At 64.0% G+C, this 21,571-nt stretch carries 19 protein-coding genes and 2 pseudogenes; 8 read left to right on the forward strand and 13 right to left on the reverse strand.

Annotated elements, in window-relative coordinates; genetic code table 11:
- Positions 1-212, reverse strand: a pseudogene (locus SO156_RS21975) (peptidoglycan-binding protein); the annotation flags it as partial.
- Positions 213-451: 239 nt separating this feature from the next.
- Here SO156_RS21975 and SO156_RS21980 point away from each other — a divergent pair.
- The gene (locus SO156_RS21980) at positions 452-1,255 is read left to right on the forward strand and encodes a HesA/MoeB/ThiF family protein (protein WP_498536214.1); all 804 of its coding nucleotides are present in this window, start codon (positions 452-454) and stop codon (positions 1,253-1,255) included.
- Positions 1,256-1,265: 10 nt separating this feature from the next.
- On the opposite strand, the gene SO156_RS21985 is transcribed toward SO156_RS21980, so the two are convergent.
- Positions 1,266-2,273, reverse strand: coding sequence for an aldo/keto reductase (locus tag SO156_RS21985; RefSeq protein ID WP_498536215.1), 1,008 nt, complete (start codon positions 2,271-2,273; stop codon positions 1,266-1,268).
- 119 nt (positions 2,274-2,392) lie between these two features.
- Here SO156_RS21985 and SO156_RS21990 point away from each other — a divergent pair, with 119 nt between their 5' ends.
- Positions 2,393-3,304, forward strand: coding sequence for a LysR family transcriptional regulator (locus SO156_RS21990; protein ID WP_498536216.1), 912 nt, complete (start codon positions 2,393-2,395; stop codon positions 3,302-3,304).
- A gap of 3 nt (positions 3,305-3,307) precedes the next feature.
- Here the strand turns inward: SO156_RS21990 and SO156_RS21995 are convergent, their stop codons facing one another.
- Positions 3,308-4,309, reverse strand: a complete 1,002-nt coding sequence (locus SO156_RS21995; RefSeq protein WP_458150210.1) for a 2-hydroxyacid dehydrogenase — start codon at positions 4,307-4,309, stop codon at positions 3,308-3,310.
- 328 nt (positions 4,310-4,637) lie between these two features.
- On the opposite strand from SO156_RS21995, the gene SO156_RS22000 reads away from it, so the two are divergent.
- On the forward strand, positions 4,638-5,165 hold the full coding sequence (locus SO156_RS22000; RefSeq protein WP_458150209.1) for an SH3 domain-containing protein: 528 nt from the start codon (positions 4,638-4,640) through the stop codon (positions 5,163-5,165).
- A gap of 99 nt (positions 5,166-5,264) precedes the next feature.
- Here the strand turns inward: SO156_RS22000 and irrA are convergent, their stop codons facing one another.
- Positions 5,265-5,756, reverse strand: a complete 492-nt coding sequence (gene irrA / locus SO156_RS22005; protein WP_458150208.1) for an iron response transcriptional regulator IrrA — start codon at positions 5,754-5,756, stop codon at positions 5,265-5,267.
- A gap of 352 nt (positions 5,757-6,108) precedes the next feature.
- On the opposite strand from irrA, the gene fabA reads away from it, so the two are divergent.
- From fabA to fabI, 4 genes are read left to right on the forward strand one after another with little or no spacing between them, the layout of a single operon-like run.
- Complete coding sequence (gene fabA / locus SO156_RS22010) at positions 6,109-6,630, forward strand: 3-hydroxyacyl-[acyl-carrier-protein] dehydratase FabA (protein ID WP_458150207.1); 522 nt, start codon at positions 6,109-6,111, stop codon at positions 6,628-6,630.
- A 47-nt stretch (positions 6,631-6,677) separates the two neighbouring features.
- On the forward strand, positions 6,678-7,901 hold the full coding sequence (fabB, locus tag SO156_RS22015; RefSeq protein WP_458150206.1) for a beta-ketoacyl-ACP synthase I: 1,224 nt from the start codon (positions 6,678-6,680) through the stop codon (positions 7,899-7,901).
- Positions 7,902-7,909: 8 nt separating this feature from the next.
- Positions 7,910-8,263, forward strand: coding sequence for a hypothetical protein (locus SO156_RS22020; RefSeq protein WP_458150205.1), 354 nt, complete (start codon positions 7,910-7,912; stop codon positions 8,261-8,263).
- Complete coding sequence (gene fabI / locus SO156_RS22025) at positions 8,260-9,060, forward strand: enoyl-ACP reductase FabI (protein ID WP_498536217.1); 801 nt, start codon at positions 8,260-8,262, stop codon at positions 9,058-9,060. Before SO156_RS22020 ends, fabI begins: the two co-directional genes overlap by 4 nt.
- Before the next feature lie 116 nt (positions 9,061-9,176).
- On the opposite strand, the gene SO156_RS22030 is transcribed toward fabI, so the two are convergent.
- The 4 genes and pseudogenes from SO156_RS22030 to SO156_RS22045 form a co-directional block, all read right to left on the reverse strand.
- Complete coding sequence (locus SO156_RS22030) at positions 9,177-9,773, reverse strand: glutathione S-transferase family protein (protein ID WP_498536218.1); 597 nt, start codon at positions 9,771-9,773, stop codon at positions 9,177-9,179.
- A 284-nt stretch (positions 9,774-10,057) separates the two neighbouring features.
- Positions 10,058-10,477, reverse strand: a complete 420-nt coding sequence (locus SO156_RS22035) for a Rid family hydrolase (RefSeq protein ID WP_458150202.1) — start codon at positions 10,475-10,477, stop codon at positions 10,058-10,060.
- Positions 10,478-10,528: 51 nt separating this feature from the next.
- Positions 10,529-11,015: pseudogene (locus SO156_RS22040) on the reverse strand (GNAT family N-acetyltransferase).
- A gap of 22 nt (positions 11,016-11,037) precedes the next feature.
- Positions 11,038-11,976, reverse strand: a complete 939-nt coding sequence (locus SO156_RS22045) for a hydrogen peroxide-inducible genes activator (protein ID WP_498536219.1) — start codon at positions 11,974-11,976, stop codon at positions 11,038-11,040.
- A 113-nt stretch (positions 11,977-12,089) separates the two neighbouring features.
- On the opposite strand from SO156_RS22045, the gene katG reads away from it, so the two are divergent.
- A complete protein-coding gene (katG, locus tag SO156_RS22050) occupies positions 12,090-14,246 on the forward strand; it encodes a catalase/peroxidase HPI (RefSeq protein WP_498536220.1) in 2,157 nt (718 codons plus the stop codon).
- Positions 14,247-14,318: 72 nt separating this feature from the next.
- Here the strand turns inward: katG and pnp are convergent, their stop codons facing one another.
- From pnp to infB, 5 genes are all read right to left on the reverse strand, one after another.
- A complete protein-coding gene (gene pnp, locus SO156_RS22055; RefSeq protein ID WP_458150198.1) occupies positions 14,319-16,481 on the reverse strand; it encodes a polyribonucleotide nucleotidyltransferase in 2,163 nt (720 codons plus the stop codon).
- A gap of 379 nt (positions 16,482-16,860) precedes the next feature.
- Positions 16,861-17,130, reverse strand: coding sequence for a 30S ribosomal protein S15 (rpsO, locus tag SO156_RS22060; protein WP_008540131.1), 270 nt, complete (start codon positions 17,128-17,130; stop codon positions 16,861-16,863).
- Positions 17,131-17,132: 2 nt separating this feature from the next.
- Positions 17,133-18,251, reverse strand: coding sequence for a tRNA pseudouridine(55) synthase TruB (gene truB, locus SO156_RS22065; RefSeq protein ID WP_458150197.1), 1,119 nt, complete (start codon positions 18,249-18,251; stop codon positions 17,133-17,135).
- On the reverse strand, positions 18,248-18,679 hold the full coding sequence (rbfA, locus tag SO156_RS22070; protein WP_498536265.1) for a 30S ribosome-binding factor RbfA: 432 nt from the start codon (positions 18,677-18,679) through the stop codon (positions 18,248-18,250). Before rbfA ends, truB begins: the two co-directional genes overlap by 4 nt.
- A gap of 152 nt (positions 18,680-18,831) precedes the next feature.
- Entirely contained in the window at positions 18,832-21,516 is a 2,685-nt protein-coding gene (gene infB / locus SO156_RS22075) for a translation initiation factor IF-2 (protein ID WP_458150195.1), read from the reverse strand.
- Positions 21,517-21,571: the final 55 nt, after the last annotated feature.

The raw sequence follows: 21,571 nt of genomic DNA on the forward strand, positions 1-21,571 counted from the left end.
TATTGCCCGACCCAGGCGAGGTCAGATTGCAGCGTAAGCCGCTCCGCCTGCGCCATGGTGTCCGCAGTCTCGGACGGAGTTTGCAATGCGGGACGGATCGGGACGGTCTGGACCGTCTTCGGCTTGGCGCCGGGAAGTGGCGGCGTCGTCATCTGCGCGTGCACGCCAGTCGCGGTCATCAACACAAATGTTGCCGCGAGCATCGATCTCATGACAAATCCAACCCGGCCATTGAACGTGGGCTCATTGAAGCACATCTCGTTGGTCGCAAACAATCTCGGGGTGGTTCAGGCCTGCGATAGAGGGCGCGAAGCCACGTTCTCATGTCCTCATCCTGAGGAGCGGCCTCAAGGCCGCGTCTCGAAGGATGGCCCCGGGTGACATGCGGGCCTTCATGGTTCGAGACGCGCGTTCCGCGCTCCTCACCATGAGGGTCAAGAGAGGAACGACGATGCTGAGTCCCGACGAACTCGAACGCTATGCTCGCCATATCGTACTGCGCGATGTCGGCGGACCGGGTCAGGCCGCGCTGAAGCATGCCTCCGCGCTGGTGATCGGCGCCGGCGGTCTCGGCGCGCCGGCCCTGATGTATCTTGCCGCCGCCGGCATCGGCACGCTCGGCGTGGTCGATGACGACGTCGTGTCGCTCTCCAACCTTCAGCGCCAGGTCATCCACACGACGCCCGATATCGGCCGGCACAAGGTCGAGAGCGCCGCGGAGAGGATCGCGGCGCTCAATCCGCATGTGCGCTTCGTCGGTCACGCCACCTGGCTCAATGCCGACAACGCGCTGTCGCTGATCGGCGATTACGACCTCGTGCTCGACGGCTCCGACAATTTCTCCACCCGCTATCTTGTTTCGGACGCCTGCTTCTTCGCGGAAAGACCGCTGATCACGGCAGCGCTCGGCACCTTCGACGGTTCGCTGACGACCATCCGGGCGCACGAGAAGAACGAACAGGGCGCGTTCAATCCAACCTATCGCTGCCTGTTCCCGGAGGCGCCGCCACCCGGCACCGTGCCGGCCTGCTCGGAAGCCGGCGTGATGGGCGCGCTCGCCGGCGTGCTCGGCTCGATGATGGCGTTGGAAGCGATCCGCGAGATCGTCGGCTTTGGCGAGGGCCTGGTCGGCCGTCTGTTGATGCTGGATGCGCGCGCGATGCGCTTCGAGACGCTGCGTTACGTGCGCGATCCGGCCAATCCGCTCAATGGCGATGGACCCGTGTTTGACGATCTGAGCATCCATCGAACCTGATTACGGCCGCTTACGCCGTTGCCGGCTTCTCGCTGTCCAGATGAGCCATCTGCTCTGCGGCATAGCGCGTGCCGGACGCAACGTCGGGTGGGAATGCCTTGGCAAGCGCCGCAAGATGCGCCTGCGTCAACGTCACCTTGGTTGCGCCGAGCGCCTCGGTGAGGCGATTGCGGGTGCGGGCGCCAACCAGCGGCACGATCTCGTTGCCTTGCGCCGCCACCCAGGCAATTGCGAGCTGCGCCGGCGTTGCACCGATATCGGCAGCGATCGCACGCAGCGAGTCGACGAGCGCGAGATTGGCATCGAGATTGGCGCCTTGAAAGCGCGGCGTCATCAACCGGTAGTCCTTGCCGACTTTGCCGCTGTTCTTGGTCCAGTGGCCGCTGATCAGTCCGCGCGACAGCACGCCATAGGCGGTGATGCCGATACCGAGCTCGCGGCAGGTCTTCAAAATGTCGCGCTCGATGCCGCGTGCGATCAGCGAGTACTCGATCTGCAGATCGACGATCGGATGTACGGCGTGCGCGCGGCGAATGGTGTCTGAGCCGACCTCGGACAGGCCGATATGCCTGATGTAGCCGGCCTTCACCAGCTCGGCGATTCCGCCGATCGTCTCCTCGACCGGAACGTTGGGATCGAGCCGCGCCGGGCGATAGATGTCGATGCAATCGGTGCCGAGCCGCTGGAGCGAATAGGCCAGGAAGTTCTTGATCGCGGCGGGGCGGCAATCCATGCCGGCGAATTCGCCGGCGGGTCCGCGCAGCGCGCCGAACTTGACGCTGATCTGCACCTTGTCGCGCGGGCGATCCTTCAGCGCCTCTCGGACCAGCATTTCATTGTGGCCCATGGCATAGAAGTCGCCGGTGTCGAGCAGCGTGATGCCGGCGTCGATCGCCGCATGGATCGTGGCGATGCTCTCGCCGCGGTCGGCCGGACCGTAGACCTCCGACATGCCCATGCAGCCAAGACCGATCGCAGAGACGGTAGGGCCGGTTGAACCGAGTTTACGCTGTTGCATGATGGCTCTCCTCGAATGGCGGCAGGCTGATTGCGCCGCGTGATGAGGCCAGATATGCGCTCGCTCCATTGTGCCGATAAGATGGACAATCCAGAATACCTTGTTCAAAATATAGGACAATGTCCGGTCCCGACCTTCGCGATCTCGACGCTTTCGTGGCGGTCGCCCGCACCCGCAATTTCCGGCGTGCGGCGTTGGAAATTCGCGTGTCGGTGTCAAGCCTTAGCCAACGGCTGCGGGACCTGGAGGAGCGTCTCGGCGTCCGCCTGATGAACCGCACCACGCGCAGCGTCGCGCTGACCGAGGCGGGCGAGCTGCTGCTGTCGCGCGTGGCGCCGGCTCTGCGCGACGTCGGCGATGCCCTGGACCAGGTCCGGGGCCTGCGTGAAGTGGCATCAGGCCGCCTGCGCATCAACGCGCCGCCGCCGGCGGTCGATCTCGTGCTCGCCCCGATGGTCGGGCCGTTTCTCCAGGCCTATCCGCAGGTCGATCTCGACATCGTTTCCGAAAGCGGTTTCGTCGACATCGTCAGCGCGGGCTTCGATGCCGGCGTCCGTTACGGCGAGCACCTCGCGCAGGACATGGTGGCAATTTCGCTGAGCGGCCCGCAGAGTTACGTAGTCGTCGCCTCGCCCGACTATGTCGCACGCCGCGGCAGGCCCGGGCATCCGAAGGACCTGCTCGACCATGATTGCATCCGCGCCCGCTACAGCAGCGGCGTCATTCACGATTGGGAGTTCGAGAAGGCTGGCCAGATCGTGAAGGTCGATCCACCAGCAAAGCTGATCTCGACGAACATGACTCTGGCCATGCGCGCCGCGCTCGATGGCGCCGGAATCTGGGCAACCCTCGATGGTTATGTCGGCGAAGCCCTGAAGTCCGGTGCACTGGTCAGCTTGCTCCAGGATTGGTGCGAGCCATTCCCGGGGCCGTTCCTGTACTATCCGAGCCGGCGACAGATCCCGCCGGCGTTGCGCGCGTTCATCGATTTCGTCGCAAACTGGCGCAAGCGCGAGACGCGGCGCGCATAGATATTACAGCATGCTCGGCAGCACGCGATCCGGCGGCTTGTGGGCGTCGAGGAAGGTGCGGATGTTGATGATCACCTTCTCGCCCATGTCGACGCGGCCTTCGATGGTGGCCGAGCCCATATGCGGCAGCAGCGTCACCTTGCCGGCCTTGGCGAGCCGCACCAATTTTGGGTTGACCGCGGGCTCGTGCTCGTAGACGTCGAGGCCGGCGCCGCCGATCTCGCCGGCTTCGATCAGCTTGATCAGCGTGTCCTCGTCGGTCACCTCACCGCGCGCGGTGTTGACGATGTAGGCCTCTTTGCGGATCAGCTTCAGCCGCCGCGCCGAGAGCAGATGGTAAGTCGCAGGCGTGTGCGGACAGTTCACCGAGATGATGTCCATCCGCGCCAGCATCTGGTCGAGGCTTTCCCAATAGGTCGCGCCCAGCTCCTCGGCGATCTTCGGGGCTACCGGGCGGCGGTTGTGATAGTGGATCTGCAGGCCGAAGGCGCGGGCACGCCGCGCGACCGCCTGGCCGATGCGGCCCATGCCGACGATGCCGAGCCGTTTTCCGCCGATGCGGTGGCCGAGCATCCAGGTCGGCGACCAGCCCGCCCAGGGTTTTCCTTCCGTGAGCACCGAGGCGCCCTCGATCAACCGACGCGGCACCGCGAGGATCAGCGCCATGGTCATGTCGGCGGTGTCCTCAGTCAAAACCTTCGGCGTGTTGGTGACCATGATGCCGCGCGCATGTGCCGCCTCGACGTCGATATTGTCGACGCCGTTGCCGAAATTCGCGATCAAACGAAGCTTGCAGTCTGGCTGGTTGATGATGTCGGCGTTGATATGGTCTGTCACGGTCGGAACCAGCACGTCGGCCGAACGCGCGGCCTCCGCGATCTGCTCCCGCGACATCGGGGTGTCGTCAAGATTGATCCGGGCGTCGAACAGTTCGCGCATGCGCGTCTCGATGGAGTCCGGCAGCTTGCGTGTCACGACGACGAGGGGTTTTTTCTTGACCGACATGTCCTGCTCTCATGAGGCTTCGCTGGCTGCCTCTGTGGTCAAAGGCCTACCGTTCAGACCTCATTAACCCGGTTGTTCGACACTGGCCTTGCCGCATCGTCCCCGGCGTTTCCTTCAAGCTCTCCCGACGTTTCCCGCCGGAAAATCGGGCCAAACTGGTTTGTTAGGCGCTCGTCCTCTCTAGCAGATGGCCGGGCCAAGACAAGAACCACGGCAGCGGAAGGAAAGACCCCGCGTGGGGCGGGGAGAGGGACATGCGGCATGGAGTTGGAAGTGATTTGCGGAATTCGGCTCGCTTGGCCGGGGTTCCGGCAGGAGACGGGTCGTGATGGCGTTGGGGCGTTTTTGGTCGTTTGTGGCGCTCGTCTTGGGTTGGCTGGGCGCATCGGTCAGCCCCGGACATTCGGCCAAGGATGCGGTTCAGACCGCGAGCGGCCTTCCCGTGCCGCGCTATGTCAGCCTCAAATCCGACCATGTGAATGTCCGCGCCGGCCCGACCAAGGACAACGACGTGGCCTGGGTCTACACCCGCGCCGGCCTGCCGGTCGAAATCACCGCTGAGTTCGAGAACTGGCGCCGGGTGCGCGATTCCGAAGGCGCCGAGGGCTGGGTCTATCATTCATTGCTGTCGGGGCGCCGCACTGCCGTCGTCACCATGAAGCACAAGGACGATCTCGCGCCGATCTATGATCGCGCCGACGCCGAGAGCGCGGTCGCCGCAAAGCTCCAGGTCGGCGTCGTCGCCCAGGTCAAGAAATGCACCACGGGCTGGTGCCACGTCACGGGTAACGGTTTTGACGGCTGGATCCAGCAGGAGCGGCTCTGGGGCGTCTACGCCGACGAGCTGGTGAACTGACGCGAAGTCATCGCGGGGACGATGCTACTCACCGCCCGGAATGACAACGGCCGGGACAAAGCCCGGCCATGACGATCTCAGATCAAACTCGGGATAATCTCAGCGCTTCTTGCGCAGGCGCACGACCATGTCGATGCGCGCGATCTCGTAGCCCTCGGGCACGTCGGGCAGCTTCGACAGCGCCAGATGCGGGTCGGGAATGTCGACCAGCTCATGGCTGTTCTCGAGATAATAGTGGTGATGCGTGGTGACGTTGGTGTCGAAATAGGTCTTGGTGCCGTCGACGCTGACCTGGCGCAGCAGACCGGCATCGGTGAGCTGGTTCAGCGTGTTGTAGACGGTCGCCAGCGACACCGGAACCTTGGCTAGCGTCGCTTCCTCGTAGAGCATTTCGGCGGTCAGGTGCCGGGCACCCTTGCCGAACAGGAGCCAGCCCAGCGCCATGCGCTGGCGCGTCGGGCGAAGCCCTGCAGCCTGGAGCATTTCGTTGACGTCGTGCCACGGGCAGCCGGTCAAGGCCGGCTGGCGCCCGGAGTGGAGGGACGCGGAATGGGCGGTTTCGTCGTGGTGGTTCGGGGCGTTATCGCTCATTTCCGATTTCAGGGCACGCGAGGAAAAACACTATTGTTCTGCAATATATGGACGGATAGATGCAGATGCAAGTTTCTCGCAACTAGAGCGGTTCTAAGTCGGTGTGGAACCGGGACGAGATGCGATCATTTTACCCTGTAAAGGGCGCTTTGACGCCGGGAGGCCCTATGATAGAGAGCGCGCGGCCCCGCTTAGCCAATTTTGGCGCAGCCGGGCTCAACCAGGCTTGGCCCGCGGTCCGTCCGGTCGCGCGGTATTCGTGCCTGACAACGGCGAATGGCGCTCCTTCCGTCGAGAAACGGGGCCATGCTCGCCAAAACTACCCCATCGGGATTTGAACAGAGGCTCCGGGATGCTGAACAGGCGCAACGGTTACGAATACGAGGATTTGCTGGCTTGTGCCCGCGGCGAGATGTTCGGCCCGGGCAACGCCCAATTGCCGCTGCCGCCGATGCTGATGTTCGACCGTATCACGGAAATTTCCGACAACGGCGGCGAATTCGGCAAGGGACTGGTGCGCGCCGAGCTCGACGTCAAGCCGGACCTCTGGTTCTTCGGCTGCCATTTCAAGAGTGACCCGGTGATGCCGGGCTGCCTTGGCCTCGACGCGCTCTGGCAGATGGTCGGATTCTACCTCGGCTGGATCGGCGGTGAGGGGCGCGGCCGTGCACTTGGATTGAGCGAATTGAAGTTCGGCGGCCAGGTGCTGCCCGAGGCCCGCAAGGTTGTGTACAACGTCGACATCAAGCGCGTGATGCGCTCAAAGCTGGTTCTGGGCATTGCCGACGGGTGGCTTTCGGTCGACGACACGATTATCTATCGCGCCAAGGATCTGAAGGTAGGCCTGTTCAAGCAGGGCACGAGCCTAGGCTGAAGCAAAGCACATCACTTGAGGAAGACAACGATTAAGGCGAGGCGGTCATGAGACGGGTTGTGGTCACCGGGATGGGCATTGTCTCGTCCATCGGAAACAACACCCAGGAAGTGCTTGCGAGCCTTCACGAGGCGAAGTCAGGCATCTCGCGGGCAGAGAAATATGCCGAGCTCGGCTTCCGCTCGCAGGTGCAGGGTGAGCCGACGCTCGATCCCGCGACGGTGATCGATCGCCGCGCGATGCGCTTCCTCGGTCAGGGCGCGGCGTGGAATCACATCGCGATGGAGCAGGCGATCCAGGATTCCGGTCTCGGGCCTGACGAAGTCTCCAACATCCGCACCGGCATCATCATGGGCTCGGGCGGGCCGTCGGCCCGTACCATCGTCGAATCCGCCGACGTTACCCGTTCCAAGGGGCCGAAGCGCGTCGGGCCGTTCGCGGTGCCGAAGGCGATGTCATCGACGGCGTCTGCGACGCTTGCGACCTGGTTCAAGATCAAGGGCGTGAACTACTCGATCTCGTCGGCCTGCGCGACGTCGAACCATTGCGTCGGCAATGCCTATGAGACGATCCAGATCGGCAAGCAGGACATCATCTTCGCCGGCGGTTGCGAGGAATTGGACTGGTCGCTGTCGGTGCTGTTTGACGCCATGGGCGCGATGTCCTCGAAATACAACGATACGCCCGCCACCGCCTCGCGTCCCTATGACGTCAATCGCGACGGCTTCGTCATCGCAGGCGGCGCCGGCGTGCTGGTGCTGGAAGAGCTCGAACACGCCAAGGCGCGCGGCGCGCGCATCTATGGCGAAATCGTCGGCTATGGCGCGACGTCGGATGGTTACGACATGGTCGCGCCGTCGGGCGAGGGCGCCGAGCGCTGCATGCGCATGGCAATGTCGACCGTGAAGACCAAGGTCGATTACATCAACCCGCACGCTACCTCGACGCCGGCGGGCGACCCGCCGGAGATCGAGGCGATCCGAAAGGTGTTCGGCGTCGGCGAGAAGTGTCCGCCGATCTCCGCTACCAAGGCACTCACCGGCCATTCGCTGGGCGCGACCGGCGTGCAGGAAGCGATTTACTCGCTGCTGATGATGAACAACGGCTTCATCTGCGAAAGCGCCCACATCCAGGAGCTCGACCCGGTGTTCGCCGACATGCCGATCGTGCGCAAGCGCATCGACAACGCCAAGATTGGCACCGTGCTGTCGAACTCGTTCGGCTTCGGCGGCACCAACGCCACGCTGGTGTTCAGCCGGCTGGATGCTTGAGTCGTCCCTTGCTGACCTCGGCGGCTGGGCCAGACGAGATCAACTGGCACGACGGGGTTCTCGTTGACTTTCGACTGTCAGGGTTTGCGGCGGACCAACAAGAGTTCGCCCTCGTCGTCGACCTTTACCCGGACGATGACAAATCTGGCCAACGCCGCCGCTTTCACTGCATTGGGACGAACGTGACTCGTTTTGTCGCGAACGGCGACGTCGGGCGGCTTCTGAAGGGGCGATCCAGCGGGAACATCGATCTGTTACGCATGGAGTTCACCGCGGACACGGAAATTCTGGTGGTCTGCCTCTTCGGCGGAACGATTGAAGTTGAGGCTAACTCTTTTCGGCTGATGGAAGCTCCCACATGACATTGTTGATGAAAGGCAAGCGCGGTCTGATCATGGGCATCGCCAATGATCACTCGATCGCCTGGGGCATGGCCAGGACGCTGCATGCCCACGGCGCCGAACTCGCCTTCACCTTCCAGGGCGATGCCCTCGGCAAACGTGTCAAGCCGCTAGCCGAATCGCTCGGCGTCGAGTTGGTGCTGCCTTGCGACGTCGAGGACATCGCCAGCGTCGACGCTACATTCGCTGTCTTGCGCGAAAAATGGGGCCAGCTCGACTTCGTCATCCACGCGATCGGCTTTGCCGACAAGAACGAGCTGAAGGGCCGCTACGCCGACACCAGCCGAGAGAATTTCTCGCGCACCATGGTGATCTCCTGCTTCTCGTTCACGGAGGTCGCAAAACGAGCTGCCGAGCTGATGACGGAGGGCGGCAGCATGATCACGCTGACCTTCGGCGCCTCGGAGCGATCGATGCCGAACTACAACGTGATGGGCGTTGCCAAGGCGGCGCTGGAAGCCTCGGTGCGCTATCTCGCCTCCGATTTCGGACCGCGCGGCATCCGCGTCAACGCGATCTCCGCGGGCCCGATCCGCACGCTCGCCGGCTCCGGCATCGGCGAGGCGCGTGCGATGTTTGCGTTCATGCAAAAGCACTCGCCGCTCCGCCGCGGCGTCACGCTCGACGAGCTCGGCGGCTCGGCGCTGTATCTGCTGTCGGACCTTTCCGGCGGCGTCACCGGCGAGATCCACTACGTCGATTCCGGCTACAACATCGTCCTGATGCCGAAGCCGGACGATCTGAAGGCCCCGGAGTAGAACTCCGTAGGGTCGGCAAAGGAGCGCAAGCGACGTGCCCACCAAGCCAAATGTTGCGCTGATAGATAAGGGTGGGCACGCTTCGCTTTGCCCACCCTACGGACCGCGTCCGCCGCTCACCCCGCCGCGATCTTCTCGGCGCGCTGAAAGGCCGGTCGCGCCACGCAGCGGGCGATATAGGCGTCAAAACTGGGCCGCGGCGGCACCAGCTTGAACATCCGCACGGCAAAGTTCAGCCCCGAGCCGATCACGATGTCGGCGGCCGTGAACTCGTCGCCAAGGATCCATGGTCCCTTGGCCAGCGCGGCGTCGAGGACGTCGAACACCTGCGTCGCACTGCCCCACGCCGCCGTGGAGGTGGGCACTTCGAGCTTGGTGAAGATCTGGATCAGCCCGGGCTCGATGCAGGCCGGCCCGAAGAACAGCCATTGCAGATATCGCGCGCGTCGCGGATCGGTCGGCAGGGGCGCGAGCTTCGTCTCCGGGTAGCGGTCGGCGACATAGGCGCAGATCGCCGCCGCCTCGCCGAGCGCGGCGTCGCCGTCGACCAGGGCCGGCACCTTGCCCATCGGATTGATCTTCAAGTACTCCGGCGCCTTCTGCGCGCCCGTCGAGATGTCGGTTAGCACGCGCTCATAGGGGAGGCCGGTTTCTTCCATCAGCCAGAGCGCGGAGAACGAGCGCGAGCGGGGCGACCAGTAGAGCTTGATCATAGGATCTCACCTTTCATCGGGACGCGAGTCCTCGTGCATCGCGCGTCCTATGCAACTTGGCAAGTCGCTATGGCTGGGGTGACGATGCATGTTTCCCGCGAGATGTTGGTCAACTTTGCTTTTCCACGGTTTGGTGCAGCGCCATCAAAATGCAGAAGCCCTGAAATGGGCCCGCAGCTGGCGTGTCGCGGACGCTTTGGTCGATGGAGACGATCTCTGCGAGAAGATGGACGCTGTTGCGCCGAAGCCTGGAAAGCGCGGCCCCTGCAGAAAGCGCGTTGCCGTCACTCTCTAAAGGCCGTCACGCGGATTTCGACGTGCATCTTAGGGTCGCCAAGTACCGCGACGCCTAGGCAGGTCCAGATCGGCCTATGATCGGGCATACGAAGGCGAAACTGCCGCGCCATCTCCGCTGTAGCTGCGAGGATCGTCCCGTCCGGTTCTGGCGTATGGTATGAGTTGACGTGAGCGACGTTTGCCCAATCAAGCCCGATCTCATTCAGCATGAAGGCCACGTTATCGAAGGCTTGATTGATCTCCGCCTCAATCGGAACGCCGACCGGGAAATCGAGCGTATCAGGATGCCAGCCGCCTTGGCCGGACAACTCAACCCGGCCATCGGTCTCCAACACCATCGAATAGCTGTATTCTCGGGCGTTCTTTTCGCCCCAAGCACCCGGAGAATGAAGCTTGAAACTTGGCACGTTGCTCCCCCGTCGCGAGCATCGCGAGGCTATCGCAGCCAGGCCTTATTTTCAAACTGAGACACTACCTGGCAATCGATCGACGCCGTCCTTTCTGCGCCACCGATAGCACTTCATCATGAAGCCTGTTGCCGTCGCGACTTCTTCCCGCTCGAACACAAATCCCTCGCGCTCGTACCAGCGCCAGGCCTTTTCGTTCTCGCGCACGCAGCGCAGGACGATTTCGTCAGGCAATTGCGTCCGCGTGAAGGCGAGCAACTGCCGGCCGATCGAGCGTCCCTGATAGCGTGGCGCGACGAAGAGCTGGTCGAGATAGAGGTTTGGCACATGCAGCGCCAGGATGGCGGCGATCACGCCGTCATCATCGGCGACAAAGAGGCTCCAGCCATCCTCGATTTCGCGCCGCACGCGTGCGCGCAGGTTCGCGAGCAGGAAATTGCTCGCCTCCGCCAGGCCGGTCGAGACCCAGCTCTCCATCCAGACGCGGGCGATCTCGTCGTATTCGTGCGGCTCGGCGACGGATTGACGGAATGGACATGGGATGATCTGCCGCGCGCTGATCAGGCCCTGGCATTGCGCGGTATAGCGCTCGCCGCAGGTCGTGCGCGCACCTTGCCGGCCGAGAGGCACACCACCTCGGAGATTTGCAGGAGCTGCCGCGCCAACGGGCTGGTCTTGCGCCAGACCATGCCGATGGTGCGCGAGGGCTGCGGATCGGCGAAGCGCGCGACCGACACGGAGGCCGAGCGCGTCTCGACCGGCAGGGCCATTTCAGGGATCAAGGTCACGCCGATGCCGGCGCTGACCATCTGAACCAGCGTCGACAGCGAATTCGCGTCCAGCATTTCGCGCGGCGGGGCCGATTGCATGTTGCAGAAAGACAGCGCCTGGTCGCGGAAACAATGCCCCTCCTCGAGCAGCAAGAGCCGCATCTCGCGCATCATCTCGCGTGAGGGCACCGGCGTTCCCTCATCCGTGCTCGGCCGCACCAGCAGGAATTTTTCCTCGAACAGCGCAACTTCGGTCAACGAGGCTTCCGAGACCGGCAGGGCGACGATCGCCGTGTCGAGCCGGCCTTCGGTCAGCTCCTGGATCAGCTTGGGTGTCATCGTCTCGCGCACGCGGATGTCGAGTTCCGGATGCAGGCGCGTGAGGTTCTTGGTGATGGTGGGCAAGAGATAGGGCGCAATCGTCGGGATCATGCCAATACGCAGGCGGCCGGCGAAGCGGTCGCGCGAGGCGCGCGCGAAGTCGCCGAGCTCATCCACCGAGCGCAGGATCTCGCGGACGCGCTGGGCGAGTTCCTCGCCGAAGCGCGTGAGTGCGACCTGGCGCGCGCTGCGCTCGAGCAGCAATCCACCGAGCGTCTCCTCCATTTCCTTGATCTGCATCGACAGTGCCGGCTGCGAGATCGAGCAGGCTTCCGCCGCGCGCCCGAAATGGCCGAGACGCGCCAGCGCATCGAAATATCGGAGCTGCCGCAGCGTCAGATTTATCATCAGAAAATCCTATCGCAGCGATCATTAAAGTCAACTTTACCTGATAAGAGGCGGCGCCTAGAGTCGTTTGACCTGGGTCATGGCGATGTTCGACGCCACCAGAGGAGGTATTCATGGACGATCAAGCAAAATGCCCGTTCACGGGCGGAAAACCCGCACCCTCAAACCGCGAGTGGTGGCCGAACCAACTGGATGTCCAGGTCCTGCACCGGAATTCCGATCTGTCGGATCCGATGGGCGAGGACTTCGACTATGCCAAGGAATTCAAGACGCTCGACCTGAATGCGGTCGTCAAGGACCTGCACGCCCTGATGACCGACTCTCAGGCGTGGTGGCCGGCTGACTTCGGTCACTATGGCGGCCTGATGATTCGCATGGCCTGGCACAGCGCGGGCACTTACCGCATCACCGATGGTCGCGGTGGCGCCGGTGCCGGTCAGCAGCGTTTCGCGCCGCTGAACAGCTGGCCCGACAATGCCAATCTCGACAAAGCTCGTCGGTTGCTCTGGCCGATCAAGCAGAAGTACGGCCGCAAGATCTCCTGGGCCGACCTGATGGTCCTCGCCGGCAACGTCGCGCTGGAATCGATGGGCTTCAAGACGTTCGGTTTTGCGGGTGGTCGCGCCGACGTCTGGGAGCCGGAAGAATTGTATTGGGGTCCCGAGGGCACGTGGCTGGGCGATGAACGCTACAGCGGCGAACGCCAGCTTGCCGAGCCGCTCGGCGCGGTGCAGATGGGCCTCATCTACGTCAATCCGGAAGGACCGAACGGCAAGCCGGATCCGGTCGCGGCCGCCAAGGACATCCGCGAGACGTTCTTCCGCATGGCGATGAATGACGAGGAGACCGTCGCGCTGATCGCCGGCGGCCACACCTTCGGCAAGACCCACGGTGCGGGCGACCCGTCCCTCGTCGGACCGGAGCCGGAAGCCGGTGCGCTGGAAGATCAGGGCCTCGGCTGGAAGAGCAAGTACGGCACGGGCATCGGCGCCGACGCGATCACTGGTGGTCCGGAAGTCACCTGGACGCAGACGCCGACCAAGTGGAGCAACTACTTCTTCGAGAATCTGTTCGGTCACGAATGGGAGCTGACGAAGAGCCCGGCCGGCGCGCAGCAGTGGAAGGCCAAGAGCACTGAGGCGGTCATTCCGGATGCGTTCGACAAGTCCAAGAAGCATGTGCCGACCATGCTCACGACCGACCTCTCGCTGCGCTTCGATCCGGCCTATGAGAAGATCTCGCGGCGCTTCCTCGAGAATCCCGACCAGTTCGCGGACGCCTTTGCCCGCGCCTGGTTCAAGCTCACCCACCGCGACATGGGTCCGATCGCGCGCTACCTCGGCCCGCTGGTGCCGAAGGAGACGCTGATCTGGCAGGATCCAATTCCGGCCGTCGATCACGAGCTCGCAAGCGAGCAGGACATCGCAGGCCTGAAGACGAAGATCCTGGCTTCCGGCCTCTCGGTGTCCGAGCTGGTCTCCACGGCCTGGGCCTCGGCCTCGACCTTCCGCGGCTCCGACAAGCGCGGTGGCGCCAATGGCGCGCGTATCCGCCTTGCCCCGCAGAAGGATTGGGAGGTCAACCAGCCGGCCCAGCTCTCCAAGGTGCTCGGCAAGCTCGAGGCGATCCAGAAGGAGTTTGGCGCGGGGAAGAAGAAGATCTCGCTTGCCGACCTCATCGTCCTCGGCGGTGGTGCCGCGGTGGAGAAGGCCGCGAAGGACGCTGGTATCGACGTGAAGGTGCCGTTCACGCCGGGCCGCATGGATGCATCACAGGAGCAGACGGACGTTCCGTCCTTCGCGCCACTCGAGCCGCGGGCTGACGGCTTCCGCAACTATGTCGGCGGCAAGCATCAGTTCCTGAGGCAAGAGGAAGCCCTGGTGGACCGGGCCCAGCTGCTGGGGCTCACCGCGCCTGAGCTGACGGTTCTCGTCGGCGGCCTGCGTGTGCTCGGCGCCAACGCAGGTGGTTCGAAGAACGGCGTGTTCACGGCGAAGCCGGGGACGCTGACCAACGACTTCTTCGTCAACCTGCTCGACATGAGCACGCAGTGGGCGCCGACCGCCAACGGCGCGTACGAGGGACGTGATCGCAAGACCAATGCGGTCAAGTGGACCGCGACCCGCACCGACCTGATCTTCGGCTCGCATTCCCAGCTCCGCGCCTTCGCCGAAGTCTATGCGAGTGCAGATTCGAAGCAGAAGTTCGCCAAGGACTTCGTGGCGGCCTGGACCAAGGTGATGAACGCTGATCGTTTCGACATCGCCTGATCGTTCGAAGCGTCAGCACAAACAAAAAGGGCGGCCGAGAGGCCGCCCTTCGTGTTTTCAGTACGGAGAGATTTACTCGCCGGCCGCTTCGCGCGGCGCCTGCTGGCCCTCGGCCGCCTTCTGCTTGGCCTCGAGGTCCTCGCCGGTCTGCTGGTCGACCGCCTTCATCGACAGGCGGGTCTTGCCGCGATCGTCGAAGCCGAGCAGCTTGACCTTGACCTTGTCGCCTTCCTTGACGACGTCGGTGGTCTTCTGCACGCGGCTGGCCGCGAGCTGGCTGATGTGGACGAGGCCGTCCTTGGAGCCGAAGAAGTTCACGAAGGCTCCGAACTCCATCACCTTGACGACGGTGCCGTCATAGATCTGGCCGACTTCGGGCTCGGATGCGATCGACTTGATCCACTTGATCGCGGCCTTCATCGCCTCGCCGTCGCTGGAGGCGACCTTCACGGTGCCGTCGTCCTCGATGTTGACCTTGGCGCCGGTCTTCTCGACGATCTCGCGGATCACCTTGCCGCCGGTGCCGATCACTTCGCGGATCTTGTCGGTCGGGATCTTGAAGGTCTCGATGCGCGGCGCGTATTCGCCGAGCTCGGCGCGAGCCGCGGTCAGGGCCTTCGCCATCTCGCCGAGGATGTGGATGCGGCCTTCCTTGGCCTGGCCAAGGGCGACGCGCATGATCTCCTCGGTGATCCCCTCGATCTTGATGTCCATCTGGAGCGAGGTGATGCCCGCCTCCGTGCCGGCGACCTTGAAGTCCATGTCGCCGAGATGGTCCTCGTCACCGAGAATGTCCGAGAGAACGGCAAAGCGCTTGTCTTCGAGGATCAGGCCCATCGCGATGCCCGCGGTCGGCCGCTTCAACGGCACGCCGGCGTCCATCAGGGCGAGCGAGGCGCCGCAAACCGAGGCCATCGACGACGAACCATTGGACTCGGTGATCTCCGACACCACGCGGGTGGTGTAGGGGAATTCGTGGTGCGGCGGCAGCACGGGATGGATCGCGCGCCAGGCGAGCTTGCCATGGCCGATCTCGCGACGCTTGGTGCCACCGAGGCGCCCTGTCTCGCCGACCGAGTAGGGCGGGAAGTTGTAGTGCAGCAGGAACGTTTCCTTGTACGTCCCCGACAGCGCGTCGATGTACTGCTCGTCCTCACCGGTGCCGAGCGTGGTTACGACCATCGCCTGGGTCTCACCGCGGGTGAACAGCGCCGAGCCGTGTGCGCGCGGCAGCACGCCGACTTCGGCGATGATGTTGCGGACCGTCTTGACGTCGCGGCCGTCGATGCGCTTGCCGGTGTCGAGGATGTTCCAGCGAACAATCTTGGCTTCCAGCTCCTTGAACACGCCGGCGACACGGAGCTTGTCGTATTTCGGCTCCTGGCCTTCCGGGAAGTAGTGGGCCATCACCTTTTCCTTGGCGACGCCGACCGCAGCATAGCGCTCCTGCTTGACCGGGATCGCATAGGCGGCGCGCAGCTCCTGCTCGATCAGGCCGAGCATTTCCTTTTCGATCGCCGAATTGTCGATCGTGGTGACCTCGCGCGGCTCCTTCGCAGCCTTCTCGGCGAGCTCGATGATCGCGTTGATGACCGGCTGGAAGTGACGGTGACCGAACATCACAGCGCCGAGCATCACGTCTTCGTTGAGCTCCTTGGCCTCCGATTCCACCATCAGCACCGCATCGGCGGTGCCGGCGACGACGAGGTCGAGCTGGGTGTCGGTCATCTCGTCGAGCGTCGGGTTGAGAACGAATTCGTCATTGGCAAAGCCGACGCGGGCAGCGCCGATCGGGCCCTTGAAGGGCGCGCCGGACAGCGTCAGGGCGGCAGATGCCGCGACCATCGCAACGATATCGGGATCGTTTTCCATGTCGTGCGACAGCACGGTGGCGATGACCTGGGTCTCGTTGCGCCAGCCGTCGACGAACAGCGGACGGATCGGACGGTCGATCAGACGGGAGACCAGCGTCTCCTTCTCGGTCGGACGGCCTTCGCGCTTGAAATAGCCGCCGGGAATGCGGCCCGCGGCATAGGCCTTCTCCTGGTAGTCAACCGTCAGCGGCAGGAAGTCGACACCTTCGCGCGGCGCCTTCGCCGCGACGACGGTGGCGAGCACCACGGTCTCGCCGTAGGTCGCGACGACGGCGCCGTCGGCCTGACGTGCGATCTTGCCGGTTTCGAGCTTGAGAGGGCGTCCGCCCCAGTCGATCTCGACTGAATGCTTATTGAACATAGAGGTCTTCTTTCATGGGTTCTCGAAAGAAGGGACGGTCGAAAAACAAAAACCATGCGCAAGATTGCGGGACGCTGATCGGAACGGGTGATCAGCGTCCTGCGATCCTGCCATGGTTTTTGGATTTCGGATGGCGTCCATCCTTTCGGGTCATACGGGCGCCTCGCCCGTTGCGCCCAGCCGCCGGATTGCTGCTGGACTGGTCAGTCGGCACGAGCGCGAACGCCGAATCACGGCCCTCGACCATCATGCCCCGGATGCGAATCAGTATTGGCTCGCACCCGACATGCGCGTGAGCCTCGATCAAAAACCTTGAAGAAAAGTGCTTTCGTTCGAAACCACGCGCAAAAACGCGCGCCGGTGGCGCGCGCAAGAGCTGTTAACGACGAATGTTGTGCTTCTCGAGCAGCGCCTTGTACCGCGCCTCGTCCTTCTTCTTCAGGTAGTCGAGGAGCGAACGGCGCGTCGACACGAGCTTCAAGAGGCCGCGGCGCGAATGATTGTCCTTCACGTGGGTCTTGAAATGGTTCGTAAGGTTGTTGATGCGTTCCGAAAGGATCGCGACCTGGACCTCGGGCGAACCGGTGTCACCCGCCTTGGTGGCATTCGTCTTGATGACTTCCGCTTTGCGTTCTGCGGCAATCGACATCGTCAATTTCTCTCGTTGCGACCGGTGCTGGCAGTCAGGCCGGTCAGGTTGAACACACGCTTGGGGATGATTTCGCCATTGCCAACTTCAGCAAGCGCCAAAAGACGGCCTGCCACCGTGACATAGACTGTGCCGCTACAAGTGGGCGCATCCCGTCCGCGCAACAAAACGGCTTGGCCCCGATGGAGCCTTGCCGCATCAGCCCGAGTGACGGCCAGTGCCGGGATGTCGTCCAGCGCGGTCTCAACGGGCAAAAGCGCGTCGGCGAGGCTGCCCTCGCCGGACGCGGCTCTATGGCACAAAGCTTCCAGCTGATCCAGCGGAATCATGTCGTTCTCGCCAAATGGGCCGACCAGGGTCCGCCGCAGCGCGCAAATATGGCCGTAAGTGCCGAGAATCCGGCCCATATCCCGGGCCAGCGCGCGGACATAGGTCCCCTTGCCGCATTCGGCCTCGAATACTGCTCGATCGCTATCCGGTTGATCTACAAGAGATAAATGGTGAATCTCGACCGGCCTGGGGGCCAGCTCCACGACCTCGCCGTCGCGCGCCAGATCATAGGCGCGCTCGCCCTGGACCTTGATCGCGGAATAGCGCGGCGGGACCTGCTCGATGACGCCGGTGAACCGGGGCAGCAGTGCCAGAATGGCCTCGCGGGCCGGGCGCTGGTCGGAGGTGGCGGTCGGCCGGCCCTCGATATCATCGGTATCGCGCTCCTCGCCCCAGCAGACGGTGAAGCGGTAGCGCTTGCGGCCGTCCATCACGAAGGGGACGGTCTTGGTGGCCTCCCCAAGCGCAATCGGCAGGCCGCCGGAGGCGAGCGGGTCGAGCGTGCCGGCGTGGCCGGCGCGTTTGGCCTGGAACAGGCGCTTCAGCACCGCAACGGCCTGCGTCGAGGTCATTCCGATCGGCTTGTCGAGCACGACCCAGCCGTGCACGTCGCGCCGGTCGCGGCGCGGCTGATTGTTCTTCTGCTGCTTGGCGCGCGGATCGTTGTTGACGCGGCGCTCCTGCGCATGCGGCGTGGCGTCGCCGCGCAGCTCGGCAAAATTATTCTTCTGCACGTCGCGCGCATCAGCGTCTTCGGTGCCGATTGCACCGTGAGCCGGGTCGATCATCACTGTTCTTCTTCCCGATCCGAATCCGGATCCTGTTCCAGGTCTTTTTGCACCGCAGGCGTTCGCAATAATTTCTCGATCCGTTCCGCTTCGTCGAATCGCTCGTCGACGCGGAAGCGAATGTCAGGTGCAAATTTCAGGTTAACGCGCCGCGCGACTTCGCCGCGCAGGAATTTCTTGTTGCGATCGAGCGCCGCAATCACGCGCTCGGTGTCGCGGCCGCCGAGCGGCATCACGTAGATGGTCGCGAGCTTCAAGTCCGGCGACATCCGTACCTCCGGCACGGTGATGATGTGGCCTTCGAGGTCCGCATCATGCACGCTGCCTTGCGCCAGAATATCGGCCATCGCATGGCGAACCTGCTCGCCGACGCGCAGCTGCCGCTGCGAGCCGCCGGGCGCGGAGCTCTTTTTCTGATGATGGCGGGGCATTCTCTGAAAAATCACCTCGTCATGCCCGTGATGGGACACGGGCATTGTCGTTTGTTGAAACGAATGAGACGTCGATGGCCGGAATGAATCCGGCCATCGCGCTCTCGCAATTTCAGTTCAAAAAGATCCGCGCGCTTCGGTAAGATTTGGACTTACAGGGAGCGCTGGATCGTCTCCACTCGATAACACTCGATCACGTCGCCCACGCGCATGTCGTGGTAGCTCTCGAAGGCCATGCCGCATTCCTGGCCGGCCTGAACTTCCTTCACTTCGTCCTTGAAGCGCTTCAGCGTCGACAGCTTGCCTTCATGCACGACGACGTTGTCGCGGATCAGGCGCACATTGGCGCCGCGTTCCACGGTACCGTCGGTGACGCGGCAGCCGGCGACCTTGCCGACCTTGGAGATGTTGAAGATCTCCAGGATCTCGGCATTGCCCAGCATGGTCTCGCGCAGGGTCGGCGCGAGCAGGCCGCTCATCGCCTTCTTCACGTCGTCCACGAGGTCGTAGATGATGTTGTAGTAGCGAATCTCGATGCCGTTGCGCTTGGCGGCCGCGGCCGCCTCCTTGTTGGCACGAACCGAGAAGCCGATGATCGCGGCGTTGAAGCCTTCCGCGAGCGTCACGTCGGATTCCGAGATGCCGCCGACCCCGGCATGCAGGATGCGGGCTGCGACTTCCTCCGTGCCGAGCTTCTCGAGCGAGCCGAGGATCGCTTCCAGCGAGCCCTGCACGTCGGCCTTGACGATCAGCGGGAATTCCTTGCGGCCCGCGGTCTTCAACTGCGACATCATCTGCTCGAGCGAGCCGCGCATGCCGGAGATCGAGGCTGCCGCGTTCTCGCGCTTCTGGTGCGCGCGGTAACTGGTGATCTGGCGGGCGCGGGCCTCGTTCTCGACGACCGCGAGACGATCGCCGGCCTCGGGCGGACCATTGAAGCCGAGCACCTCGACCGGCACGGAAGGACCGGCCTCGTCGACCGTCTCGCCCTGATCCGAAATGAGCGCGCGGACGCGGCCCATCTCGGCGCCGGCGACGATGATGTCACCGACCTGCAAGGTGCCGCGCTGGACCAGCACGGTCGCGACCGGGCCGCGGCCGCGATCGAGCTTGGCCTCGATCACGGTGCCTTCGGCCGGGCGCTGCGAATTGGTCTTCAGGTCGAGAATTTCGGCCTGCAGCGCGATCATCTCCAGCAGCTTGTCGAGATTGGTCTTGTTCTTGGCGGATACTTCGACGTCGACCACTTCGCCGCCGAACGACTCGACCTGCACCTCGTGCTGGAGCAGTTCGGTGCGCACGCGCTCGGGCTTGGCATCGGGCTTGTCGATCTTGTTGATCGCCACGATGATCGGCACGCGCGCCGCCTTGGCGTGGTTGATGGCCTCGACGGTCTGCGGCATCACGCCGTCGTCGGCCGCGACCACCAGCACGACGATGTCGGTGACCTTGGCGCCCCGGGCGCGCATCGCGGTGAACGCGGCGTGGCCAGGCGTGTCGATGAAGGTGATCTTCTTGCCGGTTTCGGGCGAAGACACCTGATAGGCGCCGATATGCTGGGTGATGCCGCCGGCTTCGCCCGAGACCACATTGGCGTGGCGGAGCGCGTCGAGCAGCGAGGTCTTGCCGTGGTCGACGTGACCCATCACGGTCACGACCGGCGAACGCGGTTCGGTATCGGTGGAATCGTCGACGACGTCGAACAGGCCTTCTTCGACGTCGGAGGCGGCAACACGCTTCACCGTGTGACCGAGCTCCTCGGCAATGAGCTGCGCGGTGTCGGCGTCGATCACGTCGGTGATCTTGTGCATCGCGCCCTGCTTCATCAGCATGCGGATGACGTCGACCGCGCGCTCGGACATGCGGTTGGCGAGTTCCTGGATGGTGATCGCCTCCGGGATCGTCACCTCGCGGATCAGCTTTTCCTTCGGCTCGTTAGAGGCATGGCCCTTCAGGCGCTGGGTGCGGCGGCGGAACGAGGCGATCGAGCGCTCGCGCACTTCGTCGGCATTGAGCGCGGTGACGACCGTCAGGCGGCCGCGCTCCTTCTGCGGGCCGGGCTTGTGGGTGGTCTTGGGGGCTGCCGCAGGACGCGCGACGCCGCCGGGACCGCGGCGGATCTGGCGCGGACCCTCGTCCTCGTCCGGTCCGGCCGCGACTGCGGGGGCGCGACCCGCCGGGCCGGCCGGCCGCTGCGTGGTCGTTGCGGGCCGGGCCGCGGAGGCCGTCGGTCGCGCAGTGGTCGTCCCGGGCCGCGGCGCAGGAGCCGCCGGTGCCGCCGTCGCGGTACGCGCGGCAGATTGCGGCTGCTCGCCTTCGCCAAAACGCTTCTTGGCCTCGATCTCGGCCTTTCGCTTGGCTTCGTCTTCGTGGCGATGACGTTCGTCCTCGGCCTTGCGGCGAGCTTCGGCGGCCTCGCGCTCGGCGCGCTCGGCGGTTTCGCGGATGGCGCGGCGCTGGGCCTCTTCCTCGGCCTGGCGGCGCTCTTCGACCTCGCGCAGCTTGGCATCGGCCAGCGCGCTGGCGCGGGCAGAACGTTCGTCCTCGGTCAGCGTGCGCAGCACCACGCCGGAATTGGCGTTGCGCGGCGCAGCGGGCGGCGGAGCCGGGCGCGAGGGAGCCGGCGCGGCCGGCGCCGGCTTCGCAACCTCAGGCACGTGCGGCTCGGGACCGGTGTCCCCGATCCGGCGCTTGCCGCGCTTCTCGACCACAACCTGCTTGCTGCGGCCATGGCTGAAGCTCTGGCGCACGGTGCCCGTTTCGACGCGCGGCTTGAGCGTCAGCGTCTTGCTCGGAACGCTCAGCTTCTTGTCGCCAGGGGTCTTGGTATCAACCATTCAGCAGTCCTAATCCTGATCTTGTTGTCGTTGTGCGTTGCCGCACCGTCATACC

This window comes from Bradyrhizobium sp. UFLA05-125, assembly GCF_059803515.1.

What these genes read in the sequence shown, in the direction of transcription:
- rpsO (WP_008540131.1), bottom strand. Translation starts at nt 17,130, where the DNA reads ATGTCGATTGCCGCAGAACGCAAAGCGGAAGTCATCAAGACGAATGCC.
- SO156_RS21990 (WP_498536216.1), top strand. Translation starts at nt 2,393, where the DNA reads ATGTCCGGTCCCGACCTTCGCGATCTCGACGCTTTCGTGGCGGTCGCC.
- katG (WP_498536220.1), top strand. Translation starts at nt 12,090, where the DNA reads ATGGACGATCAAGCAAAATGCCCGTTCACGGGCGGAAAACCCGCACCC.
- SO156_RS21995 (WP_458150210.1), bottom strand. Translation starts at nt 4,309, where the DNA reads ATGTCGGTCAAGAAAAAACCCCTCGTCGTCGTGACACGCAAGCTGCCG.
- irrA (WP_458150208.1), bottom strand. Translation starts at nt 5,756, where the DNA reads ATGAGCGATAACGCCCCGAACCACCACGACGAAACCGCCCATTCCGCG.
- SO156_RS22000 (WP_458150209.1), top strand. Translation starts at nt 4,638, where the DNA reads ATGGCGTTGGGGCGTTTTTGGTCGTTTGTGGCGCTCGTCTTGGGTTGG.
- SO156_RS22045 (WP_498536219.1), bottom strand. Translation starts at nt 11,976, where the DNA reads ATGATAAATCTGACGCTGCGGCAGCTCCGATATTTCGATGCGCTGGCG.
- fabB (WP_458150206.1), top strand. Translation starts at nt 6,678, where the DNA reads ATGAGACGGGTTGTGGTCACCGGGATGGGCATTGTCTCGTCCATCGGA.
- infB (WP_458150195.1), bottom strand. Translation starts at nt 21,516, where the DNA reads ATGGTTGATACCAAGACCCCTGGCGACAAGAAGCTGAGCGTTCCGAGC.
- SO156_RS21985 (WP_498536215.1), bottom strand. Translation starts at nt 2,273, where the DNA reads ATGCAACAGCGTAAACTCGGTTCAACCGGCCCTACCGTCTCTGCGATC.
- fabA (WP_458150207.1), top strand. Translation starts at nt 6,109, where the DNA reads ATGCTGAACAGGCGCAACGGTTACGAATACGAGGATTTGCTGGCTTGT.
- SO156_RS21980 (WP_498536214.1), top strand. Translation starts at nt 452, where the DNA reads ATGCTGAGTCCCGACGAACTCGAACGCTATGCTCGCCATATCGTACTG.
- pnp (WP_458150198.1), bottom strand. Translation starts at nt 16,481, where the DNA reads ATGTTCAATAAGCATTCAGTCGAGATCGACTGGGGCGGACGCCCTCTC.
- fabI (WP_498536217.1), top strand. Translation starts at nt 8,260, where the DNA reads ATGACATTGTTGATGAAAGGCAAGCGCGGTCTGATCATGGGCATCGCC.
- SO156_RS22030 (WP_498536218.1), bottom strand. Translation starts at nt 9,773, where the DNA reads ATGATCAAGCTCTACTGGTCGCCCCGCTCGCGCTCGTTCTCCGCGCTC.
- rbfA (WP_498536265.1), bottom strand. Translation starts at nt 18,679, where the DNA reads ATGCCCCGCCATCATCAGAAAAAGAGCTCCGCGCCCGGCGGCTCGCAG.